Source organism: Kitasatospora sp. NPDC057500 (assembly GCF_042802195.1).
In the GTDB taxonomy this organism is placed as follows: domain Bacteria; phylum Actinomycetota; class Actinomycetes; order Streptomycetales; family Streptomycetaceae; genus Kitasatospora.
Genome location: NZ_JBHVER010000006.1, coordinates 37,620 through 53,213 on the forward strand (window position 1 = coordinate 37,620; position 15,594 = coordinate 53,213).

Here is a 15,594-nt window from a genome sequence, read left to right on the forward strand (position 1 = left end):
CGCCACATTCGCCGTAGAACGGCGTGAAACCCGACGCTCCCCGGGGAGAGCGGCGTCAGCCCTTGACCGAGCCGGCCAGCAGCCCTCGCACGAAGTACCGCTGGAGCGCGAAGAACACCACCAGCGGGATCACGATCGACAGGAACGCCCCCGCCGTGAGCAGCTCCCACCGCCCGCCGAAGGAGCCGGACAGCTGCGCCAGCCGGACCGTCATCGGAGCCACGTCCGGCGTGCCGCCCGCGAAGGTGAGCGCCACCAGCAGGTCGTTCCAGACCCAGAGGAACTGGAAGATCGCGAACGAGGCCAGCGCGGGGGTGCAGAGCGGCAGCACGACGGAGCGGAAGATCCTGAAGTGCGAGGCGCCGTCCACGACCGCCGCCTCCATCAGGTCGCGCGGCAGCTGGGCGATGAAGTTGTGCAGCAGGAAGATCGCCAGCGGCAGCGCGAACATGGTGTGCGCCAGCCAGACCGGCGCGTAGGTGCCCTTGAGGTCCAGCGCGGGCAGCAGCGTCAGCGGGCCCAGGTGCACCCCGCCCGAGAACAGCTTGAGCAGCGGGATCAGCGCCATCTGGATCGGCACCACCTGGAGCGCGAAGACCACGAAGAACAGCGTGTCGCTGCCCCGGAACCGCACCCAGGCCAGCACGTACGCGGCCATCGCCGCCAGCACCAGCGGGAAGACGGTGGCCGGCACGCTGATCGCCAGCGAGTTCACCAGGAAGGGCATCAGACCGGTGGAGACACCGGATCCGCCCTCGAACAGCACCGTGTGGTAGTTGTCCAGGCCGAGGTCGGGATGGAGCAGGGCGTTCCACCAGCCGTCGGTGGTGACGTCCTGCTCGGGACGCAGCGAGGTGACCAGCAGACCGATGGTGGGGACGGTCCACAGCACCGTCACCGCGATCACGAAGACCGAGGCGAGCGGGGAGGAGAAGGCCTTCCGGACGGCGTTGCCGTCGCGCCGTACGCTCATCGGACCGCACGCTCCTTGCGCAGCTGGAGGATGTTGTAGGCCACCAGCGGCAGCACCGCGAGGAAGAGGATCACCGCCAGCGCGCTGCCCCGCCCGGTGTTGAACTGGACGAAGGACTGCGAGTACATCTCGTTGGCCAGCACCTGGGTGCCGAAGTTGCCGCCGGTCATGGTGCGGACGATGTCGAAGGCCTTCAGCGTGGTGATCATCACCGTGGTGAGCACCACCACCGTCGTGGTGCGGATCATCGGCACCGTGACGTACCAGAACAGCCGCACGCCCTGGGCGCCGTCCAGCCGGGCCGCCTCGGTGACGTCGTCCGGGATCGCCTTGATCGCCGCCGAGAGGACGACCATCGCGAAGCCGGTCTGCACCCACACCATCACGGCCATCAGCAGGAAGGTGTTGAGCGGCTGGGAGAGCATCCAGTTCGGCGGATCGTCCCAGCCCAGCGCGATCGCCGTCTGGCTGAGCAGGCCGATCTGCTGCTGCGAGGGGTCGCGCGCCTCGTAGACGAACTTGAAGATGATCGACGCGCCGACCAGCGAGATCGCCATCGGCATGAAGATCAGCGACTTGTAGACCGCCTGGCCGCGCATCCGGTCCACCAGCAGGGCCAGGACGAGGCCGAGCACGGTGGCCGCCAGCGGAACGACCACCAGCCAGAGCAGGGTGTTGACCAGCACCTCGCGCATCGGGTCGTTGGTGAACGCCCAGCCGAAGTTCTCGCCGCCGACGAAGCGGCTGCTGTCGTCGTTGTACAGGCTCAGGTAGACCGTGCGGACCAGTGGCGCGATCAGGCCGACCAGCAGCAGCACCACCGCCGGGCCGAGCAGGACCAGGACGGCCAGCGGGCGGGCGATCCGACCGGAGGCGCGCCCGGCGGCCAGGAAGACCAGCAACAGGACGCCCAGGAAGCCGGCGATCGCTCCGAAGCCGTTGCCGAACTTGACCATCGCGTCGCCCCAGGCGCCGGCGGAGAGGGACATGACGGGACGTCCTTTCCCAACGGAGGGCGGAGTACGGAGGGCGGAGAGCGGGAGTGGTGCCTTCCCGTACAGGGCGCGGCGGGGAGCGCACGGAGGGGAGGGCAGGGAGGGGCGGGCGGTGCGGGTGGGTGGTCCCGCACCGCCCTTCGGCAGGTGGTCCTGTGACGCGCGCCGCTACTGCGGCCAGGCGGCGTCGATGTCCGCGGCGGTCTTCTGGATCGACTGGCCCTCGGCGAACCAGGCGGTGAGCGACTTCCATTCCTGCCCGGAACCGACCGCGGCCGGCATCAGGTCCGAGCCGTCGAACCGGAACGTCGCCGTCGGGTCGGTGAGCGCGTCGGCGGAGATCCGGTCGATCGGATCGGTGTACAGGCTCTTGTCCACGCCCTGGTTGGCCGAAACCCAGCCGGTCGCGGTCCGCACCCGGCTGCTCGCCCAGTCGCTGCTGGACAGGTAGTTCTGCACCGCCTGCACCTCGGGCCGGCTCGCGAACGCGGTGAGGAACTCCCCGCCGCCCTCGACCGGGTTGGGCACCGACGGGTTCACCGCCGGCAGGTTGAAGGCGAAGATGTCGCCCTCGGGACCGATCCGGGTGTCCTTGGGCCACTGCGCCTTGTAGAAGGACGCCTGCTGGAGCATGAAGCACTTGCCGGTGAGGATCGGCGTGCCCGCGTCCTGGAAGGTCGTGGTGGCGATCGACTTCACGTCGCCGTAGCCGCCGTTGACCCAGGCCGGGTTCTGCATCCAGTCGGCGACCGTCTTCATCGCCGCGGTGATCTTCTCGTCGGAGAACTTCACCTGGTGGTTGACCCACTGGTCGTACACCTCGCCGCCGTGCGAGCCGAGGACCACCTCCTCCAGCCAGTCGGTGGCCGGCCAGCCGGTGGCCGTGCCGGAGGCGATGCCGCCGCACCACGGCTTGCCGCCGCCGGCCTTGGCGATCCGGTCGCTGAGCGCCATCAGGTCGGCCCAGGTCTTGGGCACGGTGTAGCCGGCCTGCTTGAAGGCCTTGGGCGAGTACCAGACCAGGGACTTCATGTTGGCGCTCATCGGCGCGGCGTAGAAGGTGCCGTTGACCGAGCCGTAGGTCTTCCAGACCGGGCTCCACTTCGCCTGGTTGGCCACCGTCTGCTCGGGCGGCTTGGCCACCTTGCCGCTCTTGACCATCTGCGCCAGCAGGCCGGGCTGCGGGATGATCGCGAAGTCCGGGGCGTTGTTGCCGCTCACCCGCACCGGCAACTGGGACTCGAAGTCGTTGCTGCCCTCGTAGCTGATCCTGATGCCGGTGCACTTGCTGAAGTCCGCCCAGGACTTCTCCAGGTTGTCCGACTCGGGGCTGAGGATCGAGGCGAAGACCGTCACCGTCCTGCCCGAGTGGCCGGCGTACGGCTGGTACTTGGCGCAGTCACCGAACAGGGTCTGGCCACCGCCCGACCCTCCCGAACTTCCGGAGCCGCCGGAGCTGTTGGTACAGGCCGCGGTCAGGGCCGCGACGGCCAGCAGGGCCACGGCGGCCGGTCGGCGGCGCCGTGCTGCGGATGCGGCCGCGGGCACCGCAGTCGTGGACGGCACGGTCGGGGTGGGAGTCAATGCGGTCCTCCTCGCCAGGGCGTGAACGCTCGGCTGTACGACAGAACGACATTGCGCTGTACCGGAGTTCGACATTCGACGTTCGACATGGACGCGGCGGCCGGCCGATCCAAAGACGTTAACGCAGCCGCCACGTGCCGCCAAGGTCCGATCGCGGCCTTCGCTCCCGTGTGCCCCAGTTGTGACCCGCAAGCCGGTTCGGCCCCGCCGGGAAGGACCGGACGGGGCCGAACATCACAAGGAGAAACGATTCTTCGTCAGAAGAGCCGGACCGGAAGCTCCTTCAGCGCGTTCACCACCAGCGAGCCGCTCGGCCGCAGCTCCTCGTCCGGCACCGCCAGCGAGAGGTCCGGGAACCGCTCGAACAACGCCGGCAGCGCGATCCCGGCCTCCAGCCGGGCCAGCGGCGAGCCCGGGCAGACGTGCGGGCCGTGCCCGAACGACAGGTGCCGGGCCGGGTCACGGGTGACGTCGAACACCTCGGCGGTCACCCCGTGCTGCGCCGGGTCCCGGCCGATCGCGTTGTACGAGATCAGCACCGGTTCGCCGCGCGGGATCACCGTGCCGCCCACCGGCACGTCCTCGGCGGCGAACCGGAATAGGAAGTTGCTGGTCGGCGGCGTCCAGCGGAGCGACTCCTCCACCACCGCGTCCCAGCCGGCCTTCCCCTCCCGCACCAGCGCCAGCTGGTCCGGGTGCGCGAGCAGCGCCCGCACCGCGTTGCCGATCAGGTTCACCGTGGTCTCGTGACCCGCCGCGATGATCACCCGCAGGGTCGCCGCCGCTTCCGCGTCGGTCAGCGCCCCGCCCTCCGCGTCGGCCAGCAGCAGCACGCTCGCCAGGTCGTCGCCCGGGGCCGCGCGGCGCTGCGCCACCACGCCGTTGACGAAGGCGTTCAGCCCCGCGATGGTCGCCTGGATGCCCTCCGGGTTCGGCCGGGCGCCGAAGAACCGCTCGTAGAGGTCCCGCAGACGGCCGTGCTCCGACTCCGGCACGCCCAGCAGCGAGCAGATCACCGTCATCGGCAGCGGGAAGGCGAAGGCCGACTTCAGGTCCACCACCGGCTCCCCCGCCGCCAGGATGTCCAGCAGGTCGCGGGTGATCGCCTCGACCCGCGGGCGCATCAGCTCCACCTGGCGCGGGGTGAACGCGTGCGCCACCAGGGCGCGAAGCCGGCGGTGCTCGGCGCCGTCGGTGGTCACCATGCTCGGGCCCGGCACCGCCAGGCCGATCAGCGGCCAGGTCTTCGGCACGTCCCCGCGCTGGTACGCCGCCCAGTGCCGGGCGTCCTTCACCAGCCGGGCGTCGGTCAGCAGCTCACGGGCGGCGGCGTGCCGGGTCACCGCCCAGGCGGCGACACCGCCGGGCAGTTCCACCGGCACCACCGGTCCTGCGGCGCGCAGCAGCGCGCCCTCGGCGGCGTTGTCGCGCGCCAGCGGGTCGAGGGCGATCGGGGCGGGGACGGTCATCGGATACAGCTCTCCTTCGGTTCGGTCCTGCGGTTCCGAGGTCCGGCGGTCCCGGAGTCACCGGGGTCCTGCGGCCCCGAGGCGCCCGGGGCCCTGCGGCCCCGGGTCCGCGCCGTGCTCGCGCGTCAGCCCGCGTACCCCGGCGTGAACGACACCGGCAGCGCCACCAGCCCCCGCACCCAGGCCGACGGCCGCCACACCAGCGCGTGCTCGGCCACCGCAAGCCGCAGGTCCGGCAACCGGTCCAGCAGCACCTCGACCGCCGTCGTCGCGATCACCTCGGCCGCCTCCTGCGCCGGGAACGGGCAGCCGTGCTCGCCGTACGAGTAGCTCAGGTACGCGCGGTTGCCGTCGGCCGGCCGCCCGTCCGCCTGGCGCACCGACGGATCCGCGTTGGCACCCGCGAAGCCCAGCAGCAGCATGTCCCCGGCGGCGATCCGCTGCCCGCCCAGCCGGGTGTCCCGGACCGCCCAGCGGCCGGCGAAGATCTGCGTCGGGGTGTCCTCCCAGAGCGCCTCGTTCAGCGCCTGGCTGATGCTGCGCCGCCCGCCGGACAGCGAGGCGGCGAACCGCTCGTCGGTGAGCATCAGCCGCAGCGCGTTGGAGACCCAGTACGAGCAGGGCTGGTGGCCGGCGATCAGCAGCACCCGCAGGTCCCGCATGATCTCCTCGTGGGTCAGGCCGGCCGGGTGCGCCAGCATCCGCGAGGCGACGTCGTCGCCCGGGTGCGCGGCCTTCTCCTCGACCAGCTCCAGCATCACCGCGAGCAGCCGCTGCGCACCGGCCGGCGCGTCCGCGCCGCCGTCCAGCATGGTCAGCAGGGCGCCGATGAGCACCGGCGCCTGCTCCTCGCTGAGCCCGAGCACCCGGCAGAGCACCAGCAGCGGCAGCCGGTGCGCGTACTCGGCGACCAGGTCGGCCTCGCCGCGCCCGGCGAACCCGTCGATCAGCCGGTCGGCGAGCTCCTCGCAGTGCTTGCGCAGCTCGTACGGGTCGACGGCGGCCAGCGCGTCGGTGACCGCCCGCGAGCGCCGGACGTGCTCCTCGCCCTCGGCGTAGAGGATCGACGGCGCCGGGGCCATCATCGGCTTCAGCGGCCAGTCCTCGGGGATCGCCGCCCAGCCCGTCCAGCGGGAGGAGTCCCGGCCGAACAGCTGCGGCTGACCCGTGACCAGTTGGAGTTCGCGGTAGCCGATCACCAGCCAGGCCGGCACCCCGCCGGCCAGCTCCACCGGCGCGACCGGGCCGTGCGCGGCCCGCATCTCGCGGTAGACCTGGGAGGGGTCGGTCTGGAAGCGCGGCCCGTACAGCGGGACGGCACCGGCGTGCGCCGGGCAGCCCGGCGGCGGGGTGGCGGCGGGCTCGGTCACGGGGTGCTCTCCTCAAGGACGTCAAGGACGGGGACGGCGGCGGCGCCGGGGGCGGGACGGCCCGCCGACTCGGCCTCGACCCGGGCGGTCAGATGGCGGACCAGCTCGATCAGCACCTGCTTGCCGGACTCCCGGTCCCGGGCGTCGCAGTCCACCAGCGGCACCTCGGGCGGCAGGTCGAGCGCCTCGCGGACCTGCTCCAGGGTGTGGGCCGGCTCGCCGAAGTTGTTGCGGGCGACGATGAACGGGGTGCCGTGGTGCTCCAGCCGGTCGATGGCGTACCAGGAGTCCTCCAGCCGCCGGGTGTCCACCAGCACGACCGCGCCCAGGGCGCCGCTGAACAGCCGGTCCCAGAGGAACCAGAACCGCTCCTGCCCCGGCGCCCCGAACAGGTACAGCACCTGGCTGGCGGAGAGGGTGATCCGGCCGAAGTCGAACGCGACCGTGGTGGACCGCTTGCCCCAGGCGCCGGTGGGGTCGTCGATCCCCTCGCCGGCCTTGGTCATCACCTCCTCGGTGTTCAGCGGACGGATCTCGCTGACCGCGCCGACCAGGGTGGTCTTGCCGACGCCGAAGCCGCCGACCACGACGATCTTCAGCGCGTTGTCGGCGGTGCGGCGCAGCGGCGTCCGCCCGCTCGGGCGCGCGTCCCGGCCCTCAGAGCTGTTGGAGTCCATGCAGCACCTGCTTCAGCGTGTCGAGATCGGGCAGCCTGGCCCTGGTGGGCGCGAACCGGGGGTGGCGGGCGGTGATCGACCCGGCCTCCAGCAGGTCGCCGAGGAGGATCTTCACCACCGACACCGGCAGCGCCAGCTCCGCGGCGACCTCCACCACGGCGGTCGGCGCCTCGCACATCCGCAGGATGCGCGCGTGCTCCGACTGCATGCCCGACGCCGGCTCCCGCTCGGCGACGATCAGCGTGACCAGGTCGAACGCGTTCTCCGGGGCCCGGCTGCGGCCCCTGGTGATGGTGTACAGGCGGTCCGGGTCGTCGTCCCGGCCCGGCACGGCCGGCCGCCCGTCGGTGCTCCCCCCGCCCCCGCTCATGCCGGGGCGCTTCCGTCGGCCGCCCGGCCGTCCGGGCCCTCGGCGTCCTCCCGGGCGGGGGCGCTGAGGTGGACGCCGATCTGCTCGATCAGGCCGTGCATGTTGTGGCCGACCACGCCGACGTCGGCGTCCTCGTCGGTGACCACGGCGAGGTGGGCGCCCTCGCCGGCCGCCACGATGCACAGCACGCCGCCGTGGAACTCGGTCATCGACTGCCGCACCCCGCCGGTGCCGTCGCCGAACTCGATGGACGCGCCGTGCGCCAGGCTCTGCAGGCCGGAGGCGATGGCGGCGAGCTGGTCGGCCCGGTCGTTGCCGAGGCCGGAGGTGTGGCAGAGCTTGAGGCCGTCGGCGGAGAGCACCAGGGCGTGCCTGGTGCCGGGGGTGTTGGTCAGCAGGTTCTCCAACAGCCAGTCGAGGTCGCGGTCGGTGGCACTGCTCATCAGGAGTCCTTCTCGGTGACGGGGGAAACGTCGGACGCGGGGACGGGGTCGGCGGCGGACGGGGTGGCCGGGGCGTCCGTGGCCGGCGCCGTGTCCCCGGCCGGCAGGGCGGCCCGGCGGAAGGCGCCGAACCGGGCGGCGGCACCCGCCGCGTCGGGCCGGGCGGACCGGTCGGCCGGGGCGGCCGCGGGGGCGGCCGAGCCGAGCGTCTGGCCGCGACGGCGCTGCGGCAGCCCGCTGTCCGTCACCCGCGCGGCGGGGGCCTGCGCGGGAGCGGCGGGCGCGGTCGGCGCGGCGGGCGCCGGACGGGCCGGGGTGAGCGCGGGGCGCGCGGCCCGTTCGGCGGGCGCGGGTACCGGCGTGGACGCCGGGGCCGGCGGCGCCGCGGGCTGGGTGACCAGCTGCTGCGGGATCAGCATCACCACGCCGGTGCCGCCGCGCGCCGAGGGCCGGAAGGAGATCTGCAGCCCGTGCTTGCGGGCCAGCACCCCGACCACCGCGAGGCCGATCCGGGTGCCCGCCGACAGCGCGGTGAGGTCCAGCGGCTCCGCCGAGACGGCCTGCTCGGCACGGCGCAGCCAGCTGTCGCTCAGGCCCAGGCCGCTGTCCTCGACGGCGATCGCCAGACCGGCCGGCACCTCCTCGACGTAGACGTGGACCTCGGCCGGCGGGGCGGAGAAGTTGGTCGCGTTGTCCAGCAGTTCGGCCAGCGCGTGCATCACGCCCTCGGCGGCGAACCCGGCCACCGCGGCCGTGCTCGCGTTGTGCAGCCGCACCCGCTGGTAGGCCCCGATCCGGCCGAGCGCGCCGCGCAGCACCGACTCCACCGGGATCGGCTTGCCCCAGCGCCGACCGGAGCGGGCGCCGGTGAGCACCGCGATGCTGTCGGCCATCCGGCCCGCCTGCGCGGTGGCGTGGTCCAGGCTCAGCAGGTCGCCGAGGACCTCCTCGTCGTGCCGGTGCTGCATCTCGCGCAGCTCCGCGTGCATGCTCGTGGCGAGCGCCTGGACCCGGCCGGCCGCGGTCGCGCAGACGGCCAGCGCGGCGGCCCGCAGCTTCTCGCCGCGGCCGATCTCCACCGCGACAGCGCGCAGCAGCGCGCGCTGGGGGTGCTCGCGGTGGGCGGCCAGCGCGCTGTCCACGGTCGCGCCGGTGCGCAGCCGCTTCACCACCTCGGGCAGCACCTCGTCGGCCATCCGGTCCAGGACGGCCCGCTCGGCGCGCTCCGCCTCGGCCTCGGCCCGGGCCCTGGCCGCGTCCGCGCGGGCCGCGGTGACCTGCTCCTCGGCCCGCCCGAGCGCGGTCCGCGCCTCGTCCCGCTCGGCCTCCGCGGCGGCGGCCCGCGCCCTGGCGCCCGCCTCGCCCTGCCGGGCCGTACCGGCGACGACCAGCGCCGCCATGGCCTCGTCGTCCTTGGCGGCCAGCTCGGCCTCCAGCCGCCGGGCCCGCTCGGTGGCGCTCCCGGCCTGCCAGACGGCGATCAGCCAGAGGACGGCTACCGCCGCCACGGCGGCCGCGGTCAGCGGCTGCCCTGCGTCGACCGCCCGCATCACCCCGACCGGCCCGGCCACCGCCGCCAGCAGGGCGGCCGCCGCCATCAGGGCCCTGGTGCGCACGTCGGGTCGACGGCGCGGCCCGCCGTCGGGGCTGGTGGGTTCTGTCATCGGTGCGGTGTCCTCGGCAGAAGGTCGGGCGAATGCGCGACCGCCCGGCCGACGTCGTGGAACGTCTCCGGGCGGTATTTCGGTTCACGCAGTCGGCCGATCATATCCATTCAGACGATGCACTCAACCGACAAGTTGACGGTCAGTCTCCTGCCGCAACTCTCCGTATACCGATTCGCCCCTTCCCTCCTCACGCCATCGACGCCTCCACGGCCCGTCGCACGGCGGCGAAGTCCAGGCCGTGGTCGGCGACCACCCGCGCACCGAGCCCGCTGCCCTCCCGGAGCAGACCGAGCACCAGGTGACCGACAGCGATGTGACCGGACTTCAGCCGCAGCGACTCACGCAGCGACAGTTCCAGCACCTTCCTCCCCCGCGCGGTGAACGGACTGCGGCCCGCCCGGCCCTCCGGGCGGAACCAGCCGCGCTTTCGCGGCTCCTCCTGCGGCGGCGCGTCCAGCGCTCCCGCCCCGAACACGGACTCCACCGCCTCGCGCACGGCGTCCAGGTCCACCCCGATCGCGGCCAGTGCCCGGGCGTCGCTCCCCTCCCCCAGCAGCCTCCGGACGGCCTGCCGGGCGGCGGCCCGGTCGAGCCCCGCCTCGATCAGCACCCGCGCCGCCGGGTCCTCCGTCTCGGCCAGGACCGCCAGCAGCAGGTGCTCGGTGCCGATGTGGCCGTGCCGCAGCTCCGCCGACTCCTGCCCGGCCCGGGCGACCGCCCGCCGGGCCTCCTCGGTGAATCGCTCGAACATCGCTCAGTCCCCGCCCTTCCCGCTTCCGCCGAGCCCGCGCTTCGCGTACTTCTTGTGCACCGCCTGCCGGGTCACCCCCAGGCAGGTCGCGATCTCCTGCCACGACCAGCCCTGTTCCCGCGCGCTTCCGACCTGCAGTCCCTCCAGCCGGTCCGCCAGGTCGCGCAGGGCCCGGACGGCCCGGAGCCCCACCGCCGGATCCCGGCTGGAGGCCGCGGCCGCCAGCTCTCCGCTCTCACTCATGGCGTCAACTTAGGTTGACAGCCACCCCCCGTCAACCCGCGTTGACAGAAAAGCCGGAAGGCGGGGCGAGGACGTCAAGTCCTCGCCCCGCCTTCAGCGGTGGCTCACCTCACGTGGAGGTACGGGCCCGGTCAGCTGCAGCCGCTGGTGGAGCCGCAGCCCTCGCAGAGGTAGCAGCTGCCGGCGCGGCGCATCTTGGTGCCGCAGGAGAAGCAGAGCGGCGCGTCGGCGTTCAGGCCCAGCTGGATCTCGATCAGCTCGGTCGAGTTGTGGGCCTGGGCCGGGGTGGCCTTCGGGGCCGGGGCCGGGGCGGCGGCCGGCTTGGCCGCGGGGGCGACCGGGGCGGACTGGGCGAGCGTCTCGGTGTCCAGCTCCTCCTCGGCCTCCAGCGGCTCGTAGGACCCGGTCTCCAGGTGGCGCTGGCGCTCCTCGACGGAGTGGATGCCGAGCGCCGAGCGGGTCTCGAACGGCAGGAAGTCCAGCGCCAGGCGGCGGAAGATGTAGTCGACGATCGACTGCGCCATCCGCACGTCCGGGTCGTCGGTCAGACCGGCCGGCTCGAAGCGCATGTTGGTGAACTTCGAGACGTAGGTCTCCAGCGGCACCCCGTACTGGAGGCCGACCGAGACGGCGATGGAGAAGGCGTCCATCATGCCCGCGAGGGTCGAACCCTGCTTGGACATCTTCAGGAAGACCTCGCCGAGGCCGTCGTCCGGGTAGGAGTTGGCGGTCATGTAGCCCTCGGCGCCACCGACCGTGAAGGAGGTGGTGATGCCCGGGCGGCCCTTGGGCAGGCGCTTGCGGACCGGGCGGTACTCGACGACCTTCTCGACCGCGGCGGCCGGGGCCTCCTCGGTCTTCTCCTCCTTCTTCTTGGCCGAGAGCGGCTGGCCGACCTTCGAGTTCTCGCGGTAGATGGCGAGCGCCTTGACGCCCATCTTCCACGCCTCGAAGTAGATCTCCTCGACGTCCTCGACGGTCGCGGCGGCCGGCATGTTCACCGTCTTGGAGATGGCGCCGGAGATCCACGGCTGGATCGCGGCCATCATCCGGACGTGGCCCATCGGGGAGATGGAGCGCTCGCCCATCGCGCAGTCGAAGACCTCGTAGTGCTCGGTCTTCAGGCCCGGCGCGTCCACCACGTTGCCGTGCTCGGCGATGTGGGCGACGACCGCCTCGATCTGCTCGTCCTGGTAGCCGAGGCGCTTCAGGGCGCGCGGCACGGTGCCGTTGACGATCTGCATCGAGCCGCCGCCGACCAGCTTCTTGAACTTGACCAGCGCGAGGTCGGGCTCCACGCCGGTGGTGTCGCAGTCCATCATCAGGCCGATGGTGCCGGTCGGGGCCAGCACCGACGCCTGGGCGTTGCGGAAGCCGTTCTGCGCACCGACCCGGAGGACGTCGTTCCAGGCCTCGGTGGCCGCGGCCCAGACCGGGGCGTCCAGGTCGTCGAAGGAGACGGCGGCCTTCGAGGCGTCCGCGTGCTGCTTCATGACCCGCTGGTGCGGGGCGGCGTTGCGGGCGTAGCCGTCGTACGGGCCGACGACGCCGGCCAGTTCGGCGCCGCGGCGGTAGGCGGTGCCGGTCATCAGCGAGGTGATGGCACCGGCCAGGGCGCGGCCGCCCTCGCTGTCGTAGGCGTGGCCGGTGGCCATCAGCAGGGCGCCGAGGTTGGCGTAGCCGATGCCCAGCTGGCGGTAGGCGCGGGTGGTCTCGCCGATCTTCTGGGTCGGGAAGTCCGCGAAGCAGATGGAGATGTCCATCGCGGTGATGACCAGCTCGACGACCTTGGCGAAGGCTTCGGCGTCGAACGAGTCGTCGTCGCGGAGGAACTTCATCAGGTTGAGCGAGGCGAGGTTGCAGCTGGAGTTGTCCAGGTGCATGTACTCGGAGCAGGGGTTGGACGCGTTGATCCGGCCGGACTCCGGGCAGGTGTGCCAGTGGTTGATGACGGAGTCGTACTGGATGCCCGGGTCGGCGCAGGCCCAGGCGGCCTCGGCCATCTTGCGGAAGAGCTTCTTCGCGTCGACGGTCTCGATGACCTCGCCGGTCATCCGGGCCCGCAGGCCGAATTCGGTGCCGTTCTCGACGGCGGTCATGAATTCGTCGCTGACCCGGACCGAGTTGTTGGCGTTCTGGTACTGGACGGAGGTGATGTCGTCCCCGCCGAGGTCCATGTCGAAGCCCGCGTCGCGCAGCGCGCGGATCTTCTCCTCCTCCTTCACCTTGGTCTCGATGAAGGCCTCGACGTCCGGGTGGTCGACGTCCAGGACGACCATCTTGGCCGCGCGGCGGGTGGCGCCGCCGGACTTGATGGTGCCGGCCGAGGCGTCGGCGCCGCGCATGAAGGAGACCGGGCCGGAGGCGTTGCCGCCGGAGGACAGCAGCTCCTTGCTGGAACGGATCCGGGAGAGGTTCAGGCCGGCGCCGGAGCCGCCCTTGAAGATCATGCCCTCTTCCTTGTACCAGTCGAGGATCGACTCCATGGAGTCGTCGACGGACAGGATGAAGCAGGCGGAGACCTGCTGGGGCTGCTTGGTGCCGACGTTGAACCAGACCGGCGAGTTGAAGCTGAACACCTGGTGGAGGAGGGCGTGGGTCAGCTCGTGCTCGAACACCTCGGCGTCGTCCGGGGTGGCGAAGTAGCCGTTCTTCTCACCGGCGGCGCGGTAGGTGAGCACCACGCGGTCGATGATCTGCTTGAGGCTCCACTCGCGCTGGGGGGTGCCGACGGCGCCGCGGAAGTACTTGGACGTGACGATGTTGACGGCGTTCACCGACCAGAAGTCGGGGAACTCGACGCCGCGCTGCTCGAAGTTGATCGAGCCGTCGCGCCAGTTGGTCATGACGACGTCGCGCCGCTCCCAGCGGACCTCGTCGTAGGGGTGCACGCCAGGAGTGGTGTAGATGCGCCCGATCCGCAGACCGCCCTTGGGGGCCTTGCCGGCGCCGCTCCTGGCCGCCGTCTTGTCGGACTTCGACCCGCGTGCGGAACCGCTCGTGGTGTCTGTCACTTCTGTTCCTCCTCCTGGTTGGGCAAACGCCCGGAGTGCCCCGAAAAATCCGGGCACGGCTGGTTCGCTCTTCCGGTGTGCGGGCAGGCGGGAGTCACTCGCCGACCGCGCACGGTTTGTCATGGTCTGTGCGCCGTTTTCGGGCACACGTCGGCCCTTGCGGGGGCCGGGGGTGCTGCCGACCCCGGAAGGGGCCGGTGAAGGGGCCGGGCCGGCTAGGGCGCGGCGGAGGCGACGGGCACGGGGGTGCCGTCCGCCTCGGGGGCGGGCCGCTCGGCGCGGAGTTCCGCGATGGCGGCCTCGAAGTCTTCCAGTCCGTCGTACGCCTGGTAGACGCTGGCGAAGCGCAGGTAGGCGACGACGTCGAGTTCCTTCAGGGGGCCGAGTATGGCCAGCCCGACGTCATGGGTGGTGAGCTCGGCGTTGCCGGTGGCCCGCACGCACTCCTCGACCCGCTGCCCGAGCTGGGCGAGGGCGTCCTCGGTGACCGGGCGGCCCTGGCAGGCCTTGCGGACGCCGGAGATGACCTTCTCCCGCGAGAACGGTTCGGTGACGCCGCTGCGCTTGATGACCATCAGGGCGGCCGTCTCCACCGTGGTGAAGCGGCGGCCGCAGTCCGGGCACTGCCGGCGACGGCGGATGCAGCTGCCGTCCTCGGTGGTCCGGCTGTCGACGACGCGGCTGTCGGAGTGCCGGCAGAAGGGGCAGTGCACCTGAGGATCCCTCCCTGGCAGGACGTGCGGACTGGTCGAGTCTATGCGATCCCGGGGCGCTGGTAGCAACCCGATCTTGAGGCCTCGACCACAAGTACTGGGCCACGGAGAGGACTGTAGCCACTACATCTAGGTCTGTGGCGGAAGTAGACCCACTGGCGTGTCGGCGCGGACTAGGATTCCGGGGAAGCCTTGGGATCGAACATTTAATCGATGTACAACAAAGCCTTGATCGAGTCAGCCAACTCCCGAATAATTCACTCGAACGTGTGTTTGGCGCAACCTTTCGATACGAGGTGCGTTGGGCTGGAAAAAGGAGAGGACAGCCGTCGAGAGGGGCCGCCGTGAACACCGTCGAAAGCAACACCATCCCGGTGCAGGAACACTCCCAGCTCAAGGTGGGGCAGCGCACCACGAATCAGCAGAGTGTGGACATCAGCATGGACCGTAGCGAAGACCACCGCCCACCGGGCCCGGGCCTTTCCGGCGTCGGCCGCGTTCCGGACCAGCCCGTCGAGCATTCCGCCGTCCTGGACGACGGCCTCCCCGCGCCGGCCCGGTCGGCGCCCGGCCGGCCGCCCGGCATCCGCACCGACGAGGCCGGCCTCACCGAGCGCCAGCGCCGGGTGATCGAGGTCATCCGGGATTCGGTGCAGCGGCGCGGCTACCCGCCGTCCATGCGCGAGATCGGCCAGGCCGTCGGCCTGTCCAGCACCTCCTCGGTGGCCCACCAGCTGATGGCCCTGGAGCGCAAGGGCTTCCTGCGCCGCGACCCGCACCGCCCGCGCGCCTACGAGGTCCGCGGGGTCGAGGTGGCCCGGCCGAACACCGCCGAGACCGCCGGCCGACCCTCCACCTCGTACGTGCCGCTGGTCGGCCGGATCGCCGCCGGCGGGCCGATCCTGGCCGAGCAGACGGTCGAGGACGTCTTCCCGCTGCCGCGCCAGCTGGTCGGCGAGGGCGAGCTGTTCGCGCTCACCGTGCGCGGCGACTCGATGATCGAGGCGGCCATCTGCGACGGCGACTGGGTCACCGTCCGCCGCCAGCCGGTCGCCGAGAACGGCGACATCGTGGCCGCGATGATCGACGGCGAGGCCACCGTCAAGCGCCTCAAGCGCGAGGACGGCCGGATCTGGCTGATGCCGCACAACCCGGCCTACGAGCCGATCAACGGCGACAACGCCACCATCCTGGGCAAGGTCGTGGCGGTCCTGCGCCGGCTCTGACGCCCGCCCCGGCGACCGCGCCGAGGCTCGCCCCGACACCCTCGCCCCCGGCCCTCCCAGGAAGGGGCTCCCCGCACACCGCGCGGAGCCCCTCCGGCC

The 15,594-nt window shown here is 72.1% G+C and carries 14 protein-coding genes; 1 reads left to right on the top strand and 13 read right to left on the bottom strand.

Features of this window, described 5'->3' with window-relative positions; all coding sequences use genetic code 11:
• Positions 1 to 55: 55 nt before the first annotated feature.
• The 13 genes from ACFU74_RS02570 to nrdR all read right to left on the bottom strand — a co-directional run bounded on the left by ACFU74_RS02570 (position 56) and on the right by nrdR (position 14,269).
• Positions 56 to 973 (bottom strand): carbohydrate ABC transporter permease, encoded by a 918-nt coding sequence (locus ACFU74_RS02570; RefSeq protein ID WP_380750574.1) that lies wholly within the window; start codon positions 971 to 973, stop codon positions 56 to 58.
• Positions 970 to 1,962, bottom strand: coding sequence for a carbohydrate ABC transporter permease (locus tag ACFU74_RS02575; protein ID WP_380750577.1), 993 nt, complete (start codon positions 1,960 to 1,962; stop codon positions 970 to 972). The genes ACFU74_RS02570 and ACFU74_RS02575 overlap by 4 nt, the downstream gene beginning before the upstream one ends.
• Before the next feature lie 174 nt (positions 1,963 to 2,136).
• The gene (locus ACFU74_RS02580) at positions 2,137 to 3,552 is read right to left on the bottom strand and encodes an ABC transporter substrate-binding protein (RefSeq protein WP_380750580.1); all 1,416 of its coding nucleotides are present in this window, start codon (positions 3,550 to 3,552) and stop codon (positions 2,137 to 2,139) included.
• 257 nt (positions 3,553 to 3,809) lie between these two features.
• Positions 3,810 to 5,021: a cytochrome P450 gene (locus tag ACFU74_RS02585; RefSeq protein ID WP_380750583.1), complete on the bottom strand. Its 1,212-nt coding sequence runs from the start codon at positions 5,019 to 5,021 to the stop codon at positions 3,810 to 3,812.
• A gap of 125 nt (positions 5,022 to 5,146) precedes the next feature.
• Entirely contained in the window at positions 5,147 to 6,391 is a 1,245-nt protein-coding gene (locus ACFU74_RS02590; protein WP_380750585.1) for a cytochrome P450, read from the bottom strand.
• Positions 6,388 to 7,068 (bottom strand): ATP/GTP-binding protein, encoded by a 681-nt coding sequence (locus tag ACFU74_RS02595; RefSeq protein ID WP_380750588.1) that lies wholly within the window; start codon positions 7,066 to 7,068, stop codon positions 6,388 to 6,390. Before ACFU74_RS02595 ends, ACFU74_RS02590 begins: the two co-directional genes overlap by 4 nt.
• A complete protein-coding gene (locus tag ACFU74_RS02600) occupies positions 7,049 to 7,438 on the bottom strand; it encodes a DUF742 domain-containing protein (RefSeq protein ID WP_380750589.1) in 390 nt (129 codons plus the stop codon). The genes ACFU74_RS02595 and ACFU74_RS02600 overlap by 20 nt, the downstream gene beginning before the upstream one ends.
• On the bottom strand, positions 7,435 to 7,881 hold the full coding sequence (locus tag ACFU74_RS02605; RefSeq protein ID WP_380750591.1) for a roadblock/LC7 domain-containing protein: 447 nt from the start codon (positions 7,879 to 7,881) through the stop codon (positions 7,435 to 7,437). The genes ACFU74_RS02600 and ACFU74_RS02605 overlap by 4 nt, the downstream gene beginning before the upstream one ends.
• On the bottom strand, positions 7,881 to 9,545 hold the full coding sequence (locus tag ACFU74_RS02610; RefSeq protein ID WP_380750594.1) for a sensor histidine kinase: 1,665 nt from the start codon (positions 9,543 to 9,545) through the stop codon (positions 7,881 to 7,883). The genes ACFU74_RS02605 and ACFU74_RS02610 overlap by 1 nt, the downstream gene beginning before the upstream one ends.
• Positions 9,546 to 9,735: 190 nt before the next feature.
• Positions 9,736 to 10,299: a Clp protease N-terminal domain-containing protein gene (locus tag ACFU74_RS02615; RefSeq protein WP_380750596.1), complete on the bottom strand. Its 564-nt coding sequence runs from the start codon at positions 10,297 to 10,299 to the stop codon at positions 9,736 to 9,738.
• Between the two features lie 3 nt (positions 10,300 to 10,302).
• Entirely contained in the window at positions 10,303 to 10,542 is a 240-nt protein-coding gene (locus ACFU74_RS02620) for an RNA polymerase subunit sigma-70 (protein WP_380750598.1), read from the bottom strand.
• 131 nt (positions 10,543 to 10,673) lie between these two features.
• On the bottom strand, positions 10,674 to 13,556 hold the full coding sequence (locus ACFU74_RS02625; RefSeq protein WP_380750601.1) for a vitamin B12-dependent ribonucleotide reductase: 2,883 nt from the start codon (positions 13,554 to 13,556) through the stop codon (positions 10,674 to 10,676).
• A 215-nt stretch (positions 13,557 to 13,771) separates the two neighbouring features.
• A complete protein-coding gene (nrdR, locus tag ACFU74_RS02630) occupies positions 13,772 to 14,269 on the bottom strand; it encodes a transcriptional regulator NrdR (protein ID WP_355365127.1) in 498 nt (165 codons plus the stop codon).
• A 344-nt stretch (positions 14,270 to 14,613) separates the two neighbouring features.
• On the opposite strand from nrdR, the gene lexA reads away from it, so the two are divergent.
• Entirely contained in the window at positions 14,614 to 15,495 is an 882-nt protein-coding gene (gene lexA / locus ACFU74_RS02635) for a transcriptional repressor LexA (protein ID WP_380750605.1), read from the top strand.
• The last annotated feature ends 99 nt before the right edge of the window (positions 15,496 to 15,594 follow it).